General features: G+C 57.8%; 16 protein-coding genes. 6 read left to right on the plus strand and 10 right to left on the minus strand.

The annotated features are described in order from the left end of the window. The first annotated feature begins 62 nt into the window (after positions 1-62). The 6 genes from ftsH (at position 63) to ACR0L1_RS15695 (ending at position 6,752) form a co-directional block, all read left to right on the plus strand. Positions 63-1,979, plus strand: a complete 1,917-nt coding sequence (gene ftsH, locus ACR0L1_RS15670; RefSeq protein WP_170782882.1) for an ATP-dependent zinc metalloprotease FtsH — start codon at positions 63-65, stop codon at positions 1,977-1,979. 90 nt (positions 1,980-2,069) lie between these two features. Beyond that, complete coding sequence (locus ACR0L1_RS15675; protein ID WP_170790386.1) at positions 2,070-2,645, plus strand: MOSC domain-containing protein; 576 nt, start codon at positions 2,070-2,072, stop codon at positions 2,643-2,645. A gap of 186 nt (positions 2,646-2,831) precedes the next feature. Beyond that, complete coding sequence (locus ACR0L1_RS15680) at positions 2,832-4,508, plus strand: formate--tetrahydrofolate ligase (protein WP_170769970.1); 1,677 nt, start codon at positions 2,832-2,834, stop codon at positions 4,506-4,508. A 58-nt stretch (positions 4,509-4,566) separates the two neighbouring features. Then, positions 4,567-4,872 carry a chorismate mutase gene (locus ACR0L1_RS15685; protein WP_170769971.1) on the plus strand — a complete coding sequence of 102 codons (306 nt, stop codon included), beginning with the start codon at positions 4,567-4,569 and terminating at the stop codon, positions 4,870-4,872. A 51-nt stretch (positions 4,873-4,923) separates the two neighbouring features. Continuing rightward, complete coding sequence (gene folD / locus ACR0L1_RS15690) at positions 4,924-5,814, plus strand: bifunctional methylenetetrahydrofolate dehydrogenase/methenyltetrahydrofolate cyclohydrolase FolD (protein ID WP_170790388.1); 891 nt, start codon at positions 4,924-4,926, stop codon at positions 5,812-5,814. Between the two features lie 200 nt (positions 5,815-6,014). Then, the gene (locus ACR0L1_RS15695) at positions 6,015-6,752 is read left to right on the plus strand and encodes a LytTR family DNA-binding domain-containing protein (RefSeq protein ID WP_480859761.1); all 738 of its coding nucleotides are present in this window, start codon (positions 6,015-6,017) and stop codon (positions 6,750-6,752) included. A gap of 5 nt (positions 6,753-6,757) precedes the next feature. Here ACR0L1_RS15695 and pdeM read toward each other — a convergent pair whose 3' ends face one another. From pdeM to ACR0L1_RS15745, 10 genes are all read right to left on the minus strand, one after another. Continuing rightward, a complete protein-coding gene (pdeM, locus tag ACR0L1_RS15700; RefSeq protein WP_480859763.1) occupies positions 6,758-7,420 on the minus strand; it encodes a ligase-associated DNA damage response endonuclease PdeM in 663 nt (220 codons plus the stop codon). A gap of 44 nt (positions 7,421-7,464) precedes the next feature. Next, positions 7,465-9,873, minus strand: coding sequence for a ligase-associated DNA damage response DEXH box helicase (locus ACR0L1_RS15705; RefSeq protein ID WP_480859765.1), 2,409 nt, complete (start codon positions 9,871-9,873; stop codon positions 7,465-7,467). A gap of 39 nt (positions 9,874-9,912) precedes the next feature. Continuing rightward, complete coding sequence (locus tag ACR0L1_RS15710) at positions 9,913-11,220, minus strand: ATPase (protein WP_170769976.1); 1,308 nt, start codon at positions 11,218-11,220, stop codon at positions 9,913-9,915. 117 nt (positions 11,221-11,337) lie between these two features. Next, on the minus strand, positions 11,338-11,883 hold the full coding sequence (locus ACR0L1_RS15715; RefSeq protein ID WP_170769977.1) for a prepilin peptidase: 546 nt from the start codon (positions 11,881-11,883) through the stop codon (positions 11,338-11,340). Between the two features lie 3 nt (positions 11,884-11,886). Then, the gene (locus ACR0L1_RS15720) at positions 11,887-12,738 is read right to left on the minus strand and encodes a tetratricopeptide repeat protein (protein ID WP_480502784.1); all 852 of its coding nucleotides are present in this window, start codon (positions 12,736-12,738) and stop codon (positions 11,887-11,889) included. 11 nt (positions 12,739-12,749) lie between these two features. Beyond that, complete coding sequence (locus tag ACR0L1_RS15725) at positions 12,750-13,307, minus strand: tetratricopeptide repeat protein (RefSeq protein WP_237218035.1); 558 nt, start codon at positions 13,305-13,307, stop codon at positions 12,750-12,752. Positions 13,308-13,357: 50 nt separating this feature from the next. Beyond that, positions 13,358-14,344, minus strand: coding sequence for a type II secretion system F family protein (locus ACR0L1_RS15730; protein ID WP_170769979.1), 987 nt, complete (start codon positions 14,342-14,344; stop codon positions 13,358-13,360). Positions 14,345-14,354: 10 nt separating this feature from the next. Next, a complete protein-coding gene (locus tag ACR0L1_RS15735; protein WP_170769980.1) occupies positions 14,355-15,323 on the minus strand; it encodes a type II secretion system F family protein in 969 nt (322 codons plus the stop codon). Positions 15,324-15,335: 12 nt separating this feature from the next. Then, complete coding sequence (locus ACR0L1_RS15740; protein ID WP_170769981.1) at positions 15,336-16,778, minus strand: TadA family conjugal transfer-associated ATPase; 1,443 nt, start codon at positions 16,776-16,778, stop codon at positions 15,336-15,338. Positions 16,779-16,802: 24 nt separating this feature from the next. Next, the gene (locus ACR0L1_RS15745; protein WP_170769982.1) at positions 16,803-18,038 is read right to left on the minus strand and encodes a CpaE/TadZ family protein; all 1,236 of its coding nucleotides are present in this window, start codon (positions 18,036-18,038) and stop codon (positions 16,803-16,805) included. Positions 18,039-18,045 lie beyond the last annotated feature (7 nt).

An 18,045-nucleotide genomic window follows, 5' to 3' on the forward strand; every position in this document is an offset into this window, starting at 1 on the left:
TCTCTATTTTATAGGGCAACCCGGCAGACCCCCATCTGCCGAAATCTTTTGGGAGATTTTCCTTGGGCAACGCTCGTAACATCGCCTTCTGGGTCGTTCTGTTTTTACTGATCCTAGCACTGTTCAATCTGTTCAGCGGACCGGGTGGAACGCTTCAGAGCAATGAAAGAACTTATTCCGATTTCGTCACAGCCGTTGAAAGCGGTGAAGTTAAGAATGTGACGCTGGATGGCGAACAGATTCGCTACACCACGCAAAGTGGTGCCAGCTATGTCACCATCAAACCCGGGGATGCCGAAGTCACCAAGCTGTTGATCGACGAGAACATCCCGGTGCGGGCGGAAAAACAGCAGCAGTCGGGCTTTCAGTCGTTCCTGATCACATTGCTGCCCTTCCTGCTGCTGATCGGTGTCTGGGTCTATTTCATGAACCGGATGCAAGGCGGCGGTAAAGGTGGCGCGATGGGTTTTGGCAAGTCCAAGGCCAAGATGCTGACCGAAAAGCATGGCCGAGTGACCTTTGACGACGTCGCCGGTATCGACGAGGCCAAGGAAGAGCTGGAGGAGATCGTCGAATTCCTGCGCAACCCGCAGAAATTCAGCCGTCTGGGCGGCAAGATCCCGAAAGGCGCTTTGCTGGTCGGCCCTCCGGGTACTGGTAAGACACTTCTGGCCCGTGCGATTGCAGGTGAGGCAGGCGTGCCCTTCTTCACGATCTCAGGATCGGACTTTGTCGAGATGTTCGTGGGTGTCGGTGCATCGCGTGTGCGCGACATGTTCGAACAGGCAAAGAAAAACGCGCCGTGTATCGTGTTCATCGACGAAATCGACGCCGTGGGCCGCCATCGTGGTGCGGGTTATGGCGGTGGCAACGATGAACGCGAACAAACGCTCAACCAGTTGCTGGTCGAGATGGACGGGTTCGAGGCCAATGAAGGCGTGATCATTTTGGCGGCCACTAACCGTAAGGACGTTCTGGACCCCGCGCTGCTGCGTCCGGGCCGGTTTGACCGCAACGTGACCGTCGGCAACCCTGACATCAAAGGTCGTGAGAAGATTTTGGGCGTGCATGCGCGCAAGACGCCTCTGGGCCCCGATGTTGACCTGCGCATCATTGCGCGGGGGACGCCGGGCTTCTCGGGTGCCGATCTGGCGAACCTCGTGAATGAGGCCGCACTGATGGCCGCGCGTGTTGGTCGCCGCTTCGTCACCATGGAAGATTTCGAGAACGCCAAAGACAAGGTGATGATGGGGGCTGAGCGCCGCAGTATGGTGCTGACGCAAGACCAGAAGGAAAAGACAGCGTATCACGAGGCTGGTCACGCTGTGGTCGGTCTGGAATTGCCGCTGTGCGATCCGGTTTACAAGGCCACGATCATCCCGCGCGGTGGTGCATTGGGTATGGTGGTCTCACTGCCCGAAATGGACCGCTTGAACTATCACCGAGATGAGTGCGAACAAAAGCTGGCCATGACCATGGCCGGTAAGGCCGCCGAAGTCATCAAATACGGTGAGGATCATGTGTCGAACGGTCCCGCTGGCGATATCATGCAGGCCAGCCAATTGGCGCGTGCGATGGTGATGCGCTGGGGCATGTCGGACAAAGTCGGCAATATCGACTATGCCGAGGCGCATGAAGGCTATCAGGGCAACACTGCTGGTTTCTCGGTTTCTGCCCATACCAAAGAGCTGATCGAGGAAGAGGTGAAGCGCCTGATCCAGCAAGGATATGAGCGTGCCCACAAGATTCTGACCGACAAAAACGAAGAATGGGAACGCTTGGCGCAAGGCCTGCTGGAATACGAGACCCTGACCGGTGACGAGATCAAGCGCGTGATGAACGGCGACTCTCCGACCGAAGGTGACGACGAAGGCGATAGCCCTGACGAGGGCAACGCGCCCAGCGTTACGGCCATTCCGAAGACCAAGGTCAAGAAAACTCCGCCCGATGGCGGGATGGAGCCAGAACCGACTGCGTAACAGCAAAAACCCGAGCTAAGGCTCGGGTTTTCTTTTCTTTCCGACATGCCTGCCGTCTAGTGCCCGTGAAAAGCTGTAAAGGGGATGATTATGCCGGTCATGCGCGAAACGGAATTCATGGGCGAAGTGGTCTGGTTGGGCCATGTACCGGCTGGTCAGTCCATCCGTGCCGACTCCGTACCCGCTTTGTCGCTGGGTTTTGCAGGTGTCGCCGGAGAGCGGCATGAGGGCGAAAACCGCGCTTCATGTGTGCGGATGACGAACCTTTATCCCAAAGGCACAGAAATCCGAAATGTGCGGCAACTCTCGGTGCTGTCTGAAGAGGAGATGCAGGCAACCGCTACCGAGATGGGGCTTGAAACGCTGGACGCGTCCTACCTGGGGGTCAGCATCCTTTTGCGCGGTATTCCTGACTTTACCCATATCCCGCCTTCGTCGCGTCTGCAGGGGCCGGATGGAGTAACGATCACGGTGGATATGGAAAACCGCCCTTGCGTGATTCCCGGCCGCGAGGTCGAGGCCGATTTGCCCGGCCATGGTGCCGCGTTCAAGCCCGCAGCCAAGGGGCGGCGTGGGGTGACTGCATGGGTTGAAAGGCCCGGAGCGCTACATCTGGGTGACCAGCTAAAGCTGTTCGTCCCCGATCAGCGCGCTTGGGCACCTTAAGACACAGGATTTCCGATGGGAAACGATCAAGCTTACGTTACGCGACCCCCTAAGTGACGCTACGCCGTTTCACGGCGTGATTATGTCGGAATCCATATCCATCGCTTTGGTACACAATTGTATGGATTGATCAGCACCGGGCTATTTGCGCCGGTTTGCAAGGCATTCAATCAGGGATCTTGCCCAATGAGCTACAAATCCGACATCGAAATCGCCCGCGAAGCGAATAAGAAACCGATTCAGGAAATCGGTGCCAAGATCGGCATCGAATCCGCCGATCTGCTGCCTTATGGCCACGACAAGGCAAAGGTCAGCCAGGACTTCATCAACTCGGTTCAGGACCGTGAAGACGGCAAGCTGATCCTTGTCACCGCGATCAACCCGACCCCTGCGGGTGAAGGCAAGACCACCACCACCGTGGGTCTGGGCGACGGCCTGAACCGCATCGGCAAAAACGCGATGATCTGTATCCGCGAAGCCTCGCTTGGCCCGAACTTCGGCATGAAGGGCGGCGCTGCAGGTGGCGGTTACGCGCAGGTTGTTCCGATGGAGGAAATGAACCTGCACTTCACCGGTGACTTCCATGCCATCACCTCGGCCCACTCGCTGCTGTCGGCGATGATCGACAACCACATCTATTGGGGCAACGAGTGTGACATCGACATCCGTCGCGTTGCATGGCGTCGTGTGGTCGACATGAACGACCGCGCTCTGCGTCAGATCACCGCCTCGCTGGGCGGCGTGTCGAACGGTTTCCCGCGTGAAGCTGGCTTTGACATCACCGTGGCGTCGGAAGTTATGGCGATCCTGTGCCTGGCCAACGACCTGAAAGACCTGGAAAAGCGCCTGGGCGACATCATCGTTGCTTACCGCCGCGACAAGACCCCGGTCTATTGCCGCGACATCAAAGCCGAAGGCGCAATGACCGTTCTGCTGAAAGACGCAATGCAGCCGAACCTGGTACAGACGCTGGAAAACAACCCGGCCTTCGTCCATGGCGGCCCGTTCGCAAACATCGCGCACGGCTGTAACTCGGTCATCGCGACCAAGACCGCGCTGAAAGTTGCTGACTATGTCGTGACCGAAGCAGGCTTTGGAGCCGACCTGGGTGCCGAGAAGTTCATGAACATCAAGTGCCGCAAGGCGGGCATTGCTCCGTCGGCAGTGGTGCTGGTTGCCACCGTGCGCGCAATGAAGATGAACGGCGGCGTTGCCAAGGCCGATCTGGGTGCCGAAAACGTCGACGCGGTTCAGTCCGGCTGCGCCAACCTGGGCCGTCACATCGAGAACGTGAAGTCCTTCGGTGTTCCGGTCGTTGTCGCTATCAACCACTTCGTCACCGACACCGATGCCGAAGTTGATGCGGTCAAGAAATATTGCGCCGATCACGGAGTCGAAGCGGTTCTGTCACGTCACTGGGAACTGGGCTCGGAAGGCTCGGCGCCGCTGGCCGAAAAAGTCGTGGAAATCGTCGAAGGTGGCACTGCTAACTTCGCGCCGATCTACCCCGATGACATGCCGTTGTTCGAGAAGGTTGAAACCATCGCCAAGCGCATCTACCGCGCCGATGAGGTTCTGGCCGACAACAAAATCCGTAACCAACTGCGCGAGTGGGAAGACGCGGGCTATGGCAACCTGCCGGTCTGCATGGCGAAAACCCAGTACTCGTTCTCGACCGATCCGACCCTGCGCGGTGCGCCCACCGGCCACTCGGTCCCGGTGCGTGAAGTCCGCCTGTCCGCTGGTGCCGGCTTCATCGTGGTTGTCTGTGGAGAGATCATGACCATGCCTGGCCTGCCGCGTAAACCTGCTGCGGAAACCATCTGCCTTAACGACGCAGGTGAGATCGAAGGCTTGTTCTAAGCCGGTTTTTGAACCATCTCATGGTCCGGGGATATCCCCGGTCCATGAGGAGATCGCTATGCCCACTCTGACACCTCCGCAAGACTGTCATTCTATGCAGGAATTGCGGGTTCAGATCGATAAGCTGGACCGCCAACTGATCGAGATGTTGGTGACGCGCGCAGGTTACATCGACCGCGCCACGCAGCTTAAACCGGCCGAAGGGCTGCCAGCCCGTATCCCGGATCGTGTTGAAGAAGTGGTGCAGCGGGTACGCGACAGCTCGGATGCGTTGGGTATGGATCCTGATCTGGCCGAGCAGTTGTGGCGCATTTTGATTGACTGGTCGATTGCGCGTGAGGAGCGCGTTCTTGGGCCGGAATGAATGACCGGGCGCTTTGCGCCCGATCCGTTTTTGGAAAGAAGGGATCACAGGATGGTAGCCCAGGTTATCGACGGTAAGGCCTTTGCAGCGAATGTGCGTGCACAAGTGGCTGATCAGGTTGCAAAGTTGAAAGAGGAAAACGGTATCACGCCCGGTCTGGCCGTGGTTCTGGTGGGCGAGGATCCGGCCAGCCAGGTTTATGTCCGCTCAAAGGGCAAGCAGACCGTCGAGGTCGGCATGAACTCGTACGAGCACAAGCTGGACGCCGAGACCTCGGAAGAAGACCTGCTGGCACTGATCGACAAGCTAAACAACGATCCGGCCGTGCACGGCATTCTGGTGCAGCTGCCGCTGCCCAAGCACCTGAACGAAGATCTGGTGATCAACTCGATCGACCCGGCCAAGGATGTGGATGGCTTCCACATCTCGAACGTGGGTCTGTTGGGCACCGGCCAGAAGTCGATGGTGCCTTGCACGCCGCTGGGCTGTCTGATGATGCTGCGCGACCACCACGGCTCTCTGTCGGGTATGGACGCTGTTGTAATCGGTCGTTCGAACATCGTGGGTAAGCCGATGGCGCAACTGCTGCTGGGCGATAGCTGCACCGTGACCATCGCGCATAGCCGCACCAAAGACCTGCCGGACGTCGTGCGCCGCGCCGACATCGTTGTCGCCGCTGTGGGCCGCCCCGAAATGGTGCCGGGCGACTGGATCAAGGAAGGTGCGACTGTCATCGACGTGGGCATCAACCGCATTGAGCGTGACGGCAAGAACAAGCTGGTCGGAGACGTCGACTACGCCAGCGCCGCTGAGCGCGCAGGCGCGATCACGCCGGTTCCGGGTGGCGTAGGTCCGATGACCATCGCCTGCCTGCTGGCCAACACTCTGACAGCGTGCTGCCGCGCGAATGGCCTGCCCGAGCCCGAGGGGCTGACGGCTTGACCTGAATTTTTACTTAGGGCGAATAGAAAAGGCCGTGGAGTTCATCGACTCTTCGGCCTCTTTCGCGATTCATTGTGGAAATATTAAATTTGCACGGTCAGGCTTTTTCGTGGAAGGAAACGGTGATAAATCAGTAATCCCAGCTGGTTACGACCTAGGTCGATGGATTGGCCGGGGCCGGGGGGATTTGCAGAGCCAATATGAAGACCATACTGAACTCAATTCTGGCCGAGTTTACTTTGCGCCGAGTGATCGCGGGTTTCGTTTTTCTGCCTTTGTTGGCTTTTGCGCTCCAACCTTTCCCTGAACTAAGCCTGCCATTCCTGTCGCGTCTGGTGTTCTGGTCCGGTGTCACGGCTTTGGCCATCGCGGCAACATGGGCTGCGCGGAGGATCAGCTGCAACTGGTTCAGAAAGTTAGAATTGTCGCGGCGTGATCTGGCGGTAATTCCGGTAATATTGGTGCTGTTCCTTCCCTGCTTTTGGGTGATGGTCTGGCTGCTCTTCGCCGCGCAGGGAGCTCAGTCGCCCGGATTTTTGCCGGTTGCCTCTTATGGGGCTTTGTTCGCGACCGGGCTTTTGATGACGCGCAGCCCCATGCCCGAAGCGCCGGAAAAGATTGCTGTTCAACCCCGTCTGACACGACGCTTGCCCAAGGGGTTTTCTGGACAGATCCACCGATTGGCGGTGCGGGACCATTCCGTGGATGTCGTGACATCAGAGGGTACATTTACCATCCGGTCACGGCTTTCAGATGCGATTGACGAGATGGAGCCTGTCCTTGGGTATTGTACCCATCGGTCGCATTGGGTAGTTGGCAGCGCCATTGCTGGTGTCGAAAAACATGGTGGCAAGACGTTTCTGCGCCTTGAAAATGGCGACCTGGTTCCGATCAGCCGCAAGTACAAGCCCATGCTGGAAGAGCAAGGGGTTGTCTGAATTCGCTATCTCGGCATAGGGACCATTTGGGGGTGTGTCCCGATCAAAATGGCCATTGCGTCAACCCCCATTAGTTCGGACACAGCAGCCTGTGTGCTGCGAAGACCGCCGGTATAGGTGCCATAGGCGGGCAGGATCAGGCGGCGTTTGTCCAGCAGAAATGCGGGGCGCGAGATTGACCGTCCTCGTAGTTTTAGCCGCACCTTGGGATGGTAGTGGCCCGAGATTTCGGTCTTTCCGTCAGGGTGCGCGATATGGCGGAAGGTCAGGCCCGAAACTGAATGCTCGGCCAGATGCGCGCCGCCCAGATCGACCGGTCCGGGGTCGTGATTGCCTTCGATCCAAATCCAGCGGCGACCGGCTTGCAAGGCTGCGATCTGCAACCTTTCGGCTTCGTTCAGACCCTGCGTCGAGCCCAGGTCGTCAAAGCTGTCTCCTAAGCAAATTACCGTCTCGGCCTGCGTGTGGGCGATGTCCGAGGAAAGCCGCGCCAAGGTGTCCCGGTTTTCATAGGGCGGTAAGGTCAGGCCAGATCGGCGCGCCAGACGCTCTGACTTGCCCAGATGCAGGTCAGACACGCAAAGCAGGCTTTGTTCGGGCCACCAAAGCGCCCCGCTCCCCAAAGCGCGCAGCGTATGCCCCGCAAAGGTGAATGTCAGATCGTTCATGATACGTTCTTTGCGGGTTTTCTGCGGCGCTGCAAGCGGATTCGCTATGGTGCCAACCCTGCTTCTTGCAACAGCCGCGCGCTTTCTTCGGCTAAAAGCCGCTCCTCGGCAGCGCCCTTGACGGGGACTTTGCCGACCTCGAGAAACAGGGGCGCGGCCAGCGGTGAGACGCTATCCAACCGCAACAGGTCGATGCGGTTGCCAATCCGTGCAATCATGTCCTCGATCCGGCCAAAGTCGACCAGACCGCGCATCGCCTCTTCGCGGGTGATCTGCATCAGCAGGTGGTCGGGGTCGTATTTTAGCAACGTGTCATACAGAATGTCTGAGGAAAACGTCGCCTGCCGCCCGCTTTTGCGCTGCCCGCCGGTGTTGCGCTCGATCAGTCCCGCAATGGTCGCCGAGCTGCGGAAGGTGCGTTTCATCACGGCATTGCCCGCCAGCCACGTGTCCACTCCATCGCGCAGCGTCTCGGCCTGAAACAGGGGGCGCGGGTCGGTGACGGCGTCCAACCCCCAGATCAGGGTGGCATAGTCGGTGGCGACAAACCCCAGCGGCGCAAGGCCGGTTTCCTCCATCCGTTTGGTCAGCAACAAACCCAGCGTTTGCTGCGCATTGCGCCCGGCAAACCCGTAAACACACAGATGTTCGCGCCCGTCCGAGGGGAAGCTTTCGATCAGTAGCCGCTCACGGCTGGGAAGGCGTGAAACCTGCCGTTGCAGGGCTAGCCAGTCCGCCGTGTGCGAGGGCAGTTGTGGCCAGTCCGGTTGGGCAAACATACGCAGAATACGGTCGCTAAGCTGCGTCGAGGTGGCAAACTTCGTGCCCGAGAACACAGCGACTTTTGGCTTGCGATCCGCGCGTCGGCTGACCTCAACCGTCATGTCGCGCAGGCCTTCGTAACGCACGATCTGACCGCCGATCAGAAACGTGTCACCGGGGGTGAGCGTGGCGGCAAAGGCCTCTTCAACCTCGCCCAGCGGTTTGCCGCCGCGATTGCGTTTCAGCCGAACCTTCAGCGTGTCGGTGTCCTGAATCGTTCCCAGATTCATGCGGATGCGCTGCGCCGCGCGTGGATCGCGCAACTGCCACATGCCATCGGGGCGTCGTTGCAGCCGCTGCCAACGGTCGTAAGCGCGCAGGGCGTATCCTCCGGTGGCGCAGAACTCCAGACAATCATTGAATTGCGGGCGGGACAGATCGGCGAACGGTCCGGCGGCCACCATTTCCGAATAAAGCGCATCCGCATCAAACGGGCCTGCCGCCGCCGCGATCAGGATATGCTGACACAGCACATCGCGAGGTCCTGCGCCGCGCGGTTCCCCGTCCAAATCATGGGCTCGTGCAGCTTCGAGTGCTGCGACGCATTCCACCACCTCGAACCGGTTTGCGGGCACCAGCAGAGCCTTCGAGGGCGCGTTGTAGCGGTGATTGGCGCGCCCGATCCGCTGAACCAGACGTTTGACATTCTTGGGCGCACCGATCTGGATCACAAGGTCCACGTCGCCCCAGTCGATGCCCAGATCCAAAGAACCGGTACACACAATCGCGCGCAAGTCTCCTCGCACCATCGCGGCCTCGACCCGTTCACGCTGTTGCCGATCCAGACTGCCGTGGTGGATGCCAATGGGCAGGGCGTCTTCATTGGCGAGCCACAGGTTATGAAAGAAAACCTCGGCCTGCGCGCGGGTATTGTGAAAGATCAGCGTTGTTTTGTGCTCTTTGATCTGTTTCAGAACCGCAGGAATGGCATAGGCGGCCCCGCCGCCGGACCACGGCGGCAGCTCCTGGGTTTCAAGCATCTGAATGTCGGGGTCTGGTCCGGGGTCGGCCTGTACGATTTGGCAGGGGTCGGGGTGCCGGGCCAGAAACCGGGCGATGGCGTCCGGGTCCTCGACCGTAGCAGATAGCCCCACACGCCGCATAGTCGGGCCGAGTGTTTGCAGCCGCGCCAGCGCCAGCATCAACTGATCTCCCCGCTTGCTTTCGGCCAGCGCGTGAATCTCATCAACGATCACACGCTGTACCCCGTGAAACATGCGTTGCGCGTCTTCGTATGAGGTCAACAGAGCCAGGCTTTCCGGCGTGGTTAGTAGGATATGCGGAGGGTCCACCCGTTGGCGTTTCTTCTGCGTGGCCGAAGTGTCACCTGTGCGGTCCTCGATGCGGATGGGCAGGCCGATCTCATCCGCTGGGCCCCGCAGGTTGCGCCGGATATCCGCCGCCAGCGCCTTGAGCGGCGAGACATAGATCGTATGCAGACCCTCTGGAGCACTTTCGGACAGTTCGGCCAATGTCGGCAGAAACCCGGCCATCGTCTTGCCGCCACCCGTGGGCGCGATCAGCAACGTTGCCGGGTCCATGGCCCGGTCGAACATATCTTGTTGGTGGGGATGGATCGACCAGCCTTTGGTCGTGAACCAGTCGGTGATCCGGGCGGGAATCGGCGTCATGGCCGTATGATGGCCCGCCCGGCGTCAGAATGGCAGGGGTTAGTGAACGATCTTTTCTTCTTTGACGAACATGTTGGCCCAGGCGCGGTCGATCAGGTCGGGGCTCATCTGATAGGGGATGCCTTCGAATTCGCAGATCGAGATCATCTGATCGATCAGGAAGATCGGTTGATAATTGGCGTAGATATTGTTGATGGTTGGGTATTTGACCTTCAACAAATGTACCAAAGCAGCTTCATCCAGCGGCATGCCGCGTTTGCGGGCGACCATGGCGAAGATTTTCAGGAAGTTTTCCTGGTTCGGGCCGTCGATCTTGATCTTAAAGAAGATCCGGCGCAGAGCCGCTTGGTCGAAAATCTCATTCGGGTGGAAGTTGGTCGAAAAGATCACCAGCGTGTCAAAAGGCACCTCAAACTTCTCGCCCGATTGCAGACCTAGGATATCCTTGCTTTCTTCCAGCGGAACAATCCAGCGGTTGATCAGTGCCTGGGGTGGCTCGGCCTGACGGCCAAGGTCGTCCACGATAAAGATGCCGCCGGTCGATTTCAGCTGCAGCGGGGCCTGATAGGTCCGTGCGGTGGGGTTGTAGACCAAGTCCAGCATGCTCAGCGACAGTTCACCACCGGTCACAACGGTCGGGCGCTCGCACTGCACGTAGCGGGTGTCGAACCGTTTGCGGCGGCGAAGGCTGTTGGGGTCGTCAGCCTCTTGTTCGATCGCCGTGTGTACGATCGGGTCATAAACGGTGATCACCTGACCGGCATATTCGATTGCGCGCGGAACATAGACACTGTCCCCCAACGCATCGCGAATCCCGTTCGAAATCGAGGATTTACCATTGCCCGGCGGTCCATACATCAGGATCGAGCGACCCGCGCTGACCGCAGGTCCAAGGTGATCCAACAGGCTGTCGGGCAGAACCAGATGGCCCATAGCACCGGTTAGCTGATCGCGTGTCACCTGAATATTGCGGATCGACTGGCGCTTGACCTGTTCGCGGTACACGTCCAGCGGAACCGGCATCGCGCCAAAGTATTCCGACTGGCTAAGCGCATCCAGCGCCCGCGCCTTACCGGCATCGGTCAACTGGTAACCCATCTCATTGCCGCTATTGGCGTTCAGCGTACCTGTCGCCTCAAGTAATTTTTGTTCGCGTGAGATATCGATCAATTCCTGTGTTACCGCACCGGGCAGGCAAATCGCTTCGGCCACTTCCGAAACGGTGTCTACGTTCTTGCGGAACATCGTTTTCAACAGAATGTCCCGCATCATCACGATCGGAAGCCGCATTTCACCCAGCCCTTTGGGGGCAGGAGGGGCCATGACCGAGGTTGTCTGCATATTCATGAGCGTCGCCCGTCTATCCAGTATTCACGCCAAAAGCCCCCACGGGGCCGCTTGGTAGAAAAACTGGCCTTGCTTTGTGGCAGTACCAAGGCATCGACAAGGCGGGTTAATGATAGTTTACGAGCCGTAAACAGTTCCCAGTATCAGATAAAGGGCGAGGCTACCGCCAAGCGCAAATCCCATGGGAAATTGCTTGCCCCTGTTCCAGCTTTCCCATTCGGGCGCGATGGCCCTTAAGGGGGTCGCCTTGGCCAACCGATGCGTGGCAAATGCCGCCAATGTAGTTGCCATCAAAATCAGGATCACCGCGCGAAAATCGGCGGTCCACACAAACGGAGAAGCCGCCGCGATGAACTTGGCGTCCCCCGCGCCCATGACCCCGGCGACATTAAACAGGATGCCCAAAACCAGAAAGACGAGCGCGTGCAGAAGTTGCCAGATATAAGGTGGAAGGGAAATCGCAATTGGCCCCAGCCGCCCCTGCGTCCACTCCATTGACCAAGGAGGCAGTAGAAACAGACCGATCACCACAAAGACGCCAAACAACGCTACCACAGCGTGGTTCTTGATCAGCATCTCGCGCATGTCGGTGAAAGCAACATAAAAACAGATCGGCAGGACGAACGGCAAAAACCAGGCCGCGGCCTCTGCTGGGATGTGCATCAATCAGGCTTCCTCGAGCGCACGGAGCGAACGAACCGCTTCCTCGTAGTGCTGCGGGTGCGTGGAAATCGCTTCCCGGAACAGGTTCTTCGCAGTGGCAACATCGCCTTGTTTGACTGCGGAAATCCCCATTGTGTTCAGCAACATAGCGCGTTCAACCTGCGTCATCGGGACAACCGGCATCGCATAGTTTCCCTGAGCCGCACGCGCCAGAACCAGATTGTTCTTGGCGGTAAAGAGGGTCCGGTCCTGACGAATTGCTTCAGCGAACAGACGCTCGGCGTCTTCGTAATCGCCGCGCGACAGTTTGGAATAGCCCCAATTGTTCATCACGCTTCCGGGACGGGTCGTCAAACCGACAGCGGTTTCATAAAAATGGTCCGCGCGGTTCCAATCTTTTTGAGAATCCGCGACAACCGCCTCGAGGCGATACCGTTTGAATGTCTCATAGGTTGGCGAAATACCGTCCAGCACCGTCTTGGCCTGCTTCCAATCACCCGACCGGACCAACGCGTCCGCATACTCCACACGGTCCACGTTGCCGGACCCTTTCATGGTGGTGACCTTTTTCCAGGCGGCCGTCGCCTCGGTGGTGCGTTTCGCGCGAGACAGTGAAATGGCCAGACCGCGCTGCAAATCAATCCGACCGGGGTTCTTTGCGGCTGCGCCCTGGAAATAGGTCACGGCCTCGTTCGGGTCTGCGGCGGTCAGCAGGACATCGTTCAAATTGGTCTCGTCGATGACGTTTACTTCCTGAAACGTCTTTTCGACCTTTTCCTCTTCGGTTTCTTTTTCGCAGGCCGACAGGATCAACCCACACAAAACCATCGACGGAATCAAGAATTGTTGGCGCATTTTTGCGTCCCTTACTGCTCAGGCTCTGGTTCCGGGAGCTTGCGAAGCGTGAATTGCCCGTCGCCTTGCTGCTCCAGTGTGTATTCTTGTTCTTCTGGAGTAGTATTAACAGGATTTTCCATTTTTGCGAGAGCTAAGCGCAGATTGTCTAGAATTGCGTCACTTTCGCCATTGTCCAACGCGAAGGCGCGCCGAAAGACCTGAGCGGCCTCAGGATATTCGCCTTTTTCGATCAGCAAAACGCCCAGATTGTTCCAGGCAACGGACCATTCAGGGTCCTCCTCGACCGCGCGGCGCAACAGGGTTTCAGCCGGCTTCAACTGCTTCAGACCCAGATTTGCAGTGCCCATACCGGTCAGGATTTCGGAGGTCATACCCTGATCCAGAGCGGCACGGGCAAAGGAATCCAAGGCAAGATCATATTCACCCGATACCAGCAGGCGATTGGCGACCACCAACGGATCCTCGGCCTCGCCATCTGGATCAAAACTAGGCGGGGTGAGGTTGTCACTCTGTGTCGTTTCCGTGCAAGAGGCCACCATGGTAAAAACCATGATGGCCTGCAGCATGCGGCGCACCCTGTTTGAGACGCCCCTGTTTATGTTTTTCATCGGTTTTTTTAACCACTGCCAGTGTTTGCGAAATCCGAGATAGCTTTTGCCGAAGGACCGACCAAAATGACCAGCAACGGCGGCACCGTCAAAATCATTGTGGCAAGTGTCATTTTGGTTGGCAACTTGTTAGCGGCCTCTTCGGCCCGCATAACACGTTTGTCACGCATTTCGCTGGCATAAACCCGCAGAGCGTCTGCGATCGACGTCCCGAAAGTGGCCGACTGGATCATCACTGTCACGAACGAGTTGACGTCCTGCACCCCGCATCGCGTCCCAAAGTCACGCAGAACAGTGTCTTTGTCCTTACCAGCCTTCAGCTCGTAGGCGACGACCTCGAACTCCTGCGCGATGTCAGGGTAGGAGGCTTTCATTTCGGACGCGACCCGGACGATGGCCTGGTCCAATGATTGGCCGGCCTCAACACAAACCAGCATCAAGTCTAACGTGTCAGGGAAGCCGGCTTCAATGGCACCCTGCCGCTCGGCGACGCGTCTGGTGATCCAATAGCGGGGCAGGAAGTAGAGAGCGGCCGCAGGGATCAAAACGCGAATGATCATCTGTTGCGAGGTGAACTCCTGGTCTCCGGCAAAAACGGTTACCAAAGACATACCGATCAGTAGGCCGACGATGCCCAGAGCGAATTGCGCAAAGTGGAAGAAGCGAACGGCGTCCTTGGACTGATACCCCGCCTGACGCAGTTTGAGCTGCATTGCAGAGAGTTCTTCTTCATTTTTCGGCTCCAGAAAGCTCGAAAACTTTTCAAGCTGTTCGTTGCGGCCTGCGGTGCGCAGTTTGTCGCGCTTGTCCTTCTTGCTCTTCTTCGGTGCCGCTTGCGAACGCTGCAACTTTTTCAGCGGATCTTCACGCTGATTCATCATCAACGGAATGGCGACAAGGATCATTAGTACCCCCAGCGCGCCCACGATGATCAACGGGCCGAATTCGCCGAGATGTTCTGTGATCAAGTTATTGATATGGGTCAGGAATTCCATGGGGTCCTCCTCAGACCTTAATGTTTGTGAGAATGCGCATGACGATTAGGTTCACCGTGAGCATGATGCCAACAAAGAAGCATGCCGGGATAAACCAAGGATGGTCCAGAACCTCGTCATAGTATCCAGGGTCTTTCACCAGAATGAAGACCAGGCAAAAGACGGGGAAGCCGGACAGGAACTTACCGGACCATTTCGCCTCGGCCGTGATGGCTTTTACACGACGGAACAGACGGAACCGCGATCGAATGACAAGCGCCAAACCAGCAAGAACCTCGGCCAGGTTACCCCCGGATTGTTGCTGAATGCCGACGGCAACGGACAGAAAGCGCAGATCCTGCATGTCGAGCCGCTCGGCCAGATCCTTCAGGGCCTCGCCCACGTCGCGGCCATAGGCACATTCGTCCGCAATCACGCCAAACTCGGTTGCAAGTGGATCCTGAACCTCGTTCGCCACAATCTGGATGGTGGATACGAACGGGTTACCGACCCGAAGCGAACGCACCATCAGTTCCACAGCATCTGGCAATTGTTCTTCCAGCATGGCCATGCGCTTGCCGGCCTTGTGATTCACCCACGCATACACGCCTCCAACGCCGATAGCGATTGAGAGCGCAATACGCAGGACCACATCTGTCGCGGTTCCGATGCTCAACCCCATGAAGGCAAAGCCCGACACCAGGACCATGATCATGATCAGTTGCCGCGGCGAAAACGCAATCGCCGCCTTCTGCGCCTTGTCGGCCAGAAGCGAATAGAGCGGGATGCTCTGGGATTTCATGTGCTGCTGCATTTCCTTGCGCAGCTGTTCCAGAACCTGTTCGCGCCCGACACCTTTATCGAGCATGTCCAGACGTCGATTGACGCGGCTGTTTAAGCTGATGGATTTGCCGAAGGCGACCAGATAGATCCCTTCGACCAGTGCCAATACGGCGACGAAAATGACGACGTAAATAAGGGCCTCGACCGGCAGTTGCATGATGGGAACTCCTTACATTGTCGTCGGTTCATAGATCGCCGGGGGCAGGTCAAAGCCCCACAGACGGAACCGCTCGGAATAGTGGCTACGTACACCGGTGGCGGTGAAATGGCCGATGATTTTGTTCTCGGGCGTCAATCCAACACGTTGAAATCTAAAAATTTCTTGCATCGATATGACGTCACCTTCCATGCCTGTGATCTCGGTGATCGAGGTCATTCGGCGCGAGCCATCCTGCAAGCGGCTGGCTTGCACGATCAGGTTCACAGCGCTTGAGATCTGGCTGCGGACCGCCTTGATCGGCATTTCGATCCCGGCCATCGCAATCATGTTTTCCAGACGCGAAATCCCGTCACGGGCCGAGTTGGCGTGGATCGTAGTCATGGACCCATCGTGGCCTGTGTTCATGGCCTGCAACATGTCGATCACCTCGGCGCCACGCGTCTCGCCCACGATGATGCGGTCAGGGCGCATACGCAGGGCGTTTTTCAAACAGTCGCGCGGGCTGACTTCGCCTTTGCCTTCCACGTTGGGCGGGCGGCTTTCCATCCGGCCCACATGGGTCTGTTGCAGCTGAAGTTCCGCCGTATCCTCGATAGTCAGGATACGCTCGGCGTCATCGATAAAGCTGGACAGGGCGTTCAGCGTGGTCGTTTTACCCGAACCGGTACCTCCCGAGACGATCACGTTCAGCCGGGTCGACACGGCGGCTTGCAAATAGGCCGCCATTTCTTCGGTGAACGCGCCGAAATTGACCAGGTCGTCAATGCCCAGCTTATCCTTTTTGAACTTACGAATGGACACAAGCGAGCCATCCACTGCAATTGGCGGCACCATGGCGTTGAAACGCGAACCATCGGCCAGACGGGCGTCAACATACGGGTTGGATTCATCCACACGACGACCCACGGCGGACACGATCTTGTCGATGATCCGCATCAGGTGCTTTTCATCTTTGAACGTGATGTCGCTGATTTCCAGCTTACCATGACGTTCCACGAAAATCTGTTGCGGGCCGTTTACCAGAATATCGTTTACGGTATCGTCCTGAAGCAACGTTTCCAGTGGCCCAAGCCCGGTGACTTCGTCATATAGTTCTTTGTTCAGTTGCGAACGGTCATCGCGGTTGAGCACGATGTTCTTGTCTTCCAGAACCTCGCTGGCGATCGAGCTGATCTCGGCCCGCAGTTCGGCTTCGCCCGCATTCTCAAGGGCCGCCAGGTTCAGGTTCTCAAGCAGTTCACGATGCAACTCGATCTTGATCTCGCCCAACCGCTCCTTACGCTTGCGTTCCTTGTCACTTGCGACCGGCTCGGCGGTTTTTTTCTTGAGCGGACGCCGCGCGACCGCAGTCGCTGAAGCTGCTTTTTCCGGCGCCGGGGCAGGTGTCGCGGCTTGCGCCTTGATTGCTTCGACCGGCTGTCCGGCGGGCTGTTTCTTGTATCTTGAAAACACGTCGGATCCCCCTTTGGGATGATGTTACGCGGCCTCGGCGCTGCTGCTGCCAAGGGTGTGAAGTGACTTTGCCAGTTTTGCGATTTCCTTGCGCAATGGGTTCTTTGCTGCCGAATTGGCCAGCGGTAGACCGTGATCGCCGCTTTGCATCACCGGCTTGCCGCCGTCGGGCAGTTGCAGATCAATCGAAATACCCAGGCTTTCGCCCATACGTTTCACGCGGCTTTTACCGTTTAGATCAGTGAATTTCGGGGCCCGGTTCAGGGCAAACCGTAGCTTGTTGAAGGGCAGTTCCTCGGCCTGCAACGCGCGCTTGAGGCGCAGAGCGTTTTGGGCCGAGCGCATATCCAGCTCGATCAGGGCGAAATATACATGCGCGGCCTGAAGAACGGTTTCCGACCACTGCACCAGCGTGCTCGGCATATCGACGATCACATAGTCAAAGTGCTTGCGCGCGGTATCAATCACGCGCTGGATGTCTTCGGGAGTGATCAGATCCAGCGGAACCATGTCCGAAGGGGCCGTTAGAACCTGCATCTTGTCTTCGTAGCTTTGCAGCGCTTGCGAGAAGACATCGTCATCCATCGAATCCGTGTCTGACAGCATCTCGAACACCGTTTCGCGACGCGGCAGGTCCAGATAGGTCGACACGGTGCCAAACTGCAAATCCAGATCCAACAGGCAGACCTTCGGGGTTTCCTTGTCCGATGCGGTTGCCAATTCCCAGGCAAGGTTGACGGCCATTGTCGTCGATCCGACGCCGCCAGCCAGCCCATGCACAACGAACAAAGCACCTTCTTTCGACTCGCCCTGCGTCAGCTGAACCGCAGCTTGTTGTGCGACAACGACGGGGTCAGGCTGATTCATGCGCGCGATTGCTTCTTGCAGTTCGCCTTCGGGAAGAGGGTAGGGAACAAATTCGTCCGCGCCCTTGCGCAGCAACTGATGCAGCGATGCCGGAGTCACATCTTCGGCAATAAGGACGACTTTGATTTTCTTTTCTTTAGCGCGCGAGATGATCTCGCCCATCTGGGTCAGGTTGTCCTCGTCTTCGCCGTCGATGGCAAGAGCGACGAATTCCAGGTTGTCCGCCTCGGGCTGTCCAAAGAAAGCAAGTGCTTCCGCAAATCCCAGATCGCCCCAGCGCTCACCCAGAGCGGCTTCCATATCTTCGATGAGTAAGTCGAAATTCTGGACATCTCTGCTGATCGTGCAGGCCAGAATGGCGGTGTTGTCATCTTGCGTCGTTGCGCTTGTCATTAACCCA

Source organism: Ruegeria sp. J8 (genome assembly GCF_056531925.1).

Coding starts and splice junctions, on each gene's coding strand:
- ACR0L1_RS15675 (WP_170790386.1), top strand. CDS start 2,070: ATGCCGGTCATGCGCGAAACGGAATTCATGGGCGAAGTGGTCTGGTTG.
- ACR0L1_RS15680 (WP_170769970.1), top strand. CDS start 2,832: ATGAGCTACAAATCCGACATCGAAATCGCCCGCGAAGCGAATAAGAAA.
- ACR0L1_RS15685 (WP_170769971.1), top strand. CDS start 4,567: ATGCCCACTCTGACACCTCCGCAAGACTGTCATTCTATGCAGGAATTG.
- folD (WP_170790388.1), top strand. CDS start 4,924: ATGGTAGCCCAGGTTATCGACGGTAAGGCCTTTGCAGCGAATGTGCGT.
- ACR0L1_RS15695 (WP_480859761.1), top strand. CDS start 6,015: ATGAAGACCATACTGAACTCAATTCTGGCCGAGTTTACTTTGCGCCGA.
- pdeM (WP_480859763.1), bottom strand. CDS start 7,420: ATGAACGATCTGACATTCACCTTTGCGGGGCATACGCTGCGCGCTTTG.
- ACR0L1_RS15705 (WP_480859765.1), bottom strand. CDS start 9,873: ATGACGCCGATTCCCGCCCGGATCACCGACTGGTTCACGACCAAAGGC.
- ACR0L1_RS15710 (WP_170769976.1), bottom strand. CDS start 11,220: ATGAATATGCAGACAACCTCGGTCATGGCCCCTCCTGCCCCCAAAGGG.
- ACR0L1_RS15715 (WP_170769977.1), bottom strand. CDS start 11,883: ATGCACATCCCAGCAGAGGCCGCGGCCTGGTTTTTGCCGTTCGTCCTG.
- ACR0L1_RS15720 (WP_480502784.1), bottom strand. CDS start 12,738: ATGCGCCAACAATTCTTGATTCCGTCGATGGTTTTGTGTGGGTTGATC.
- ACR0L1_RS15725 (WP_237218035.1), bottom strand. CDS start 13,307: ATGCTGCAGGCCATCATGGTTTTTACCATGGTGGCCTCTTGCACGGAA.
- ACR0L1_RS15730 (WP_170769979.1), bottom strand. CDS start 14,344: ATGGAATTCCTGACCCATATCAATAACTTGATCACAGAACATCTCGGC.
- ACR0L1_RS15735 (WP_170769980.1), bottom strand. CDS start 15,323: ATGCAACTGCCGGTCGAGGCCCTTATTTACGTCGTCATTTTCGTCGCC.
- ACR0L1_RS15745 (WP_170769982.1), bottom strand. CDS start 18,038: ATGACAAGCGCAACGACGCAAGATGACAACACCGCCATTCTGGCCTGC.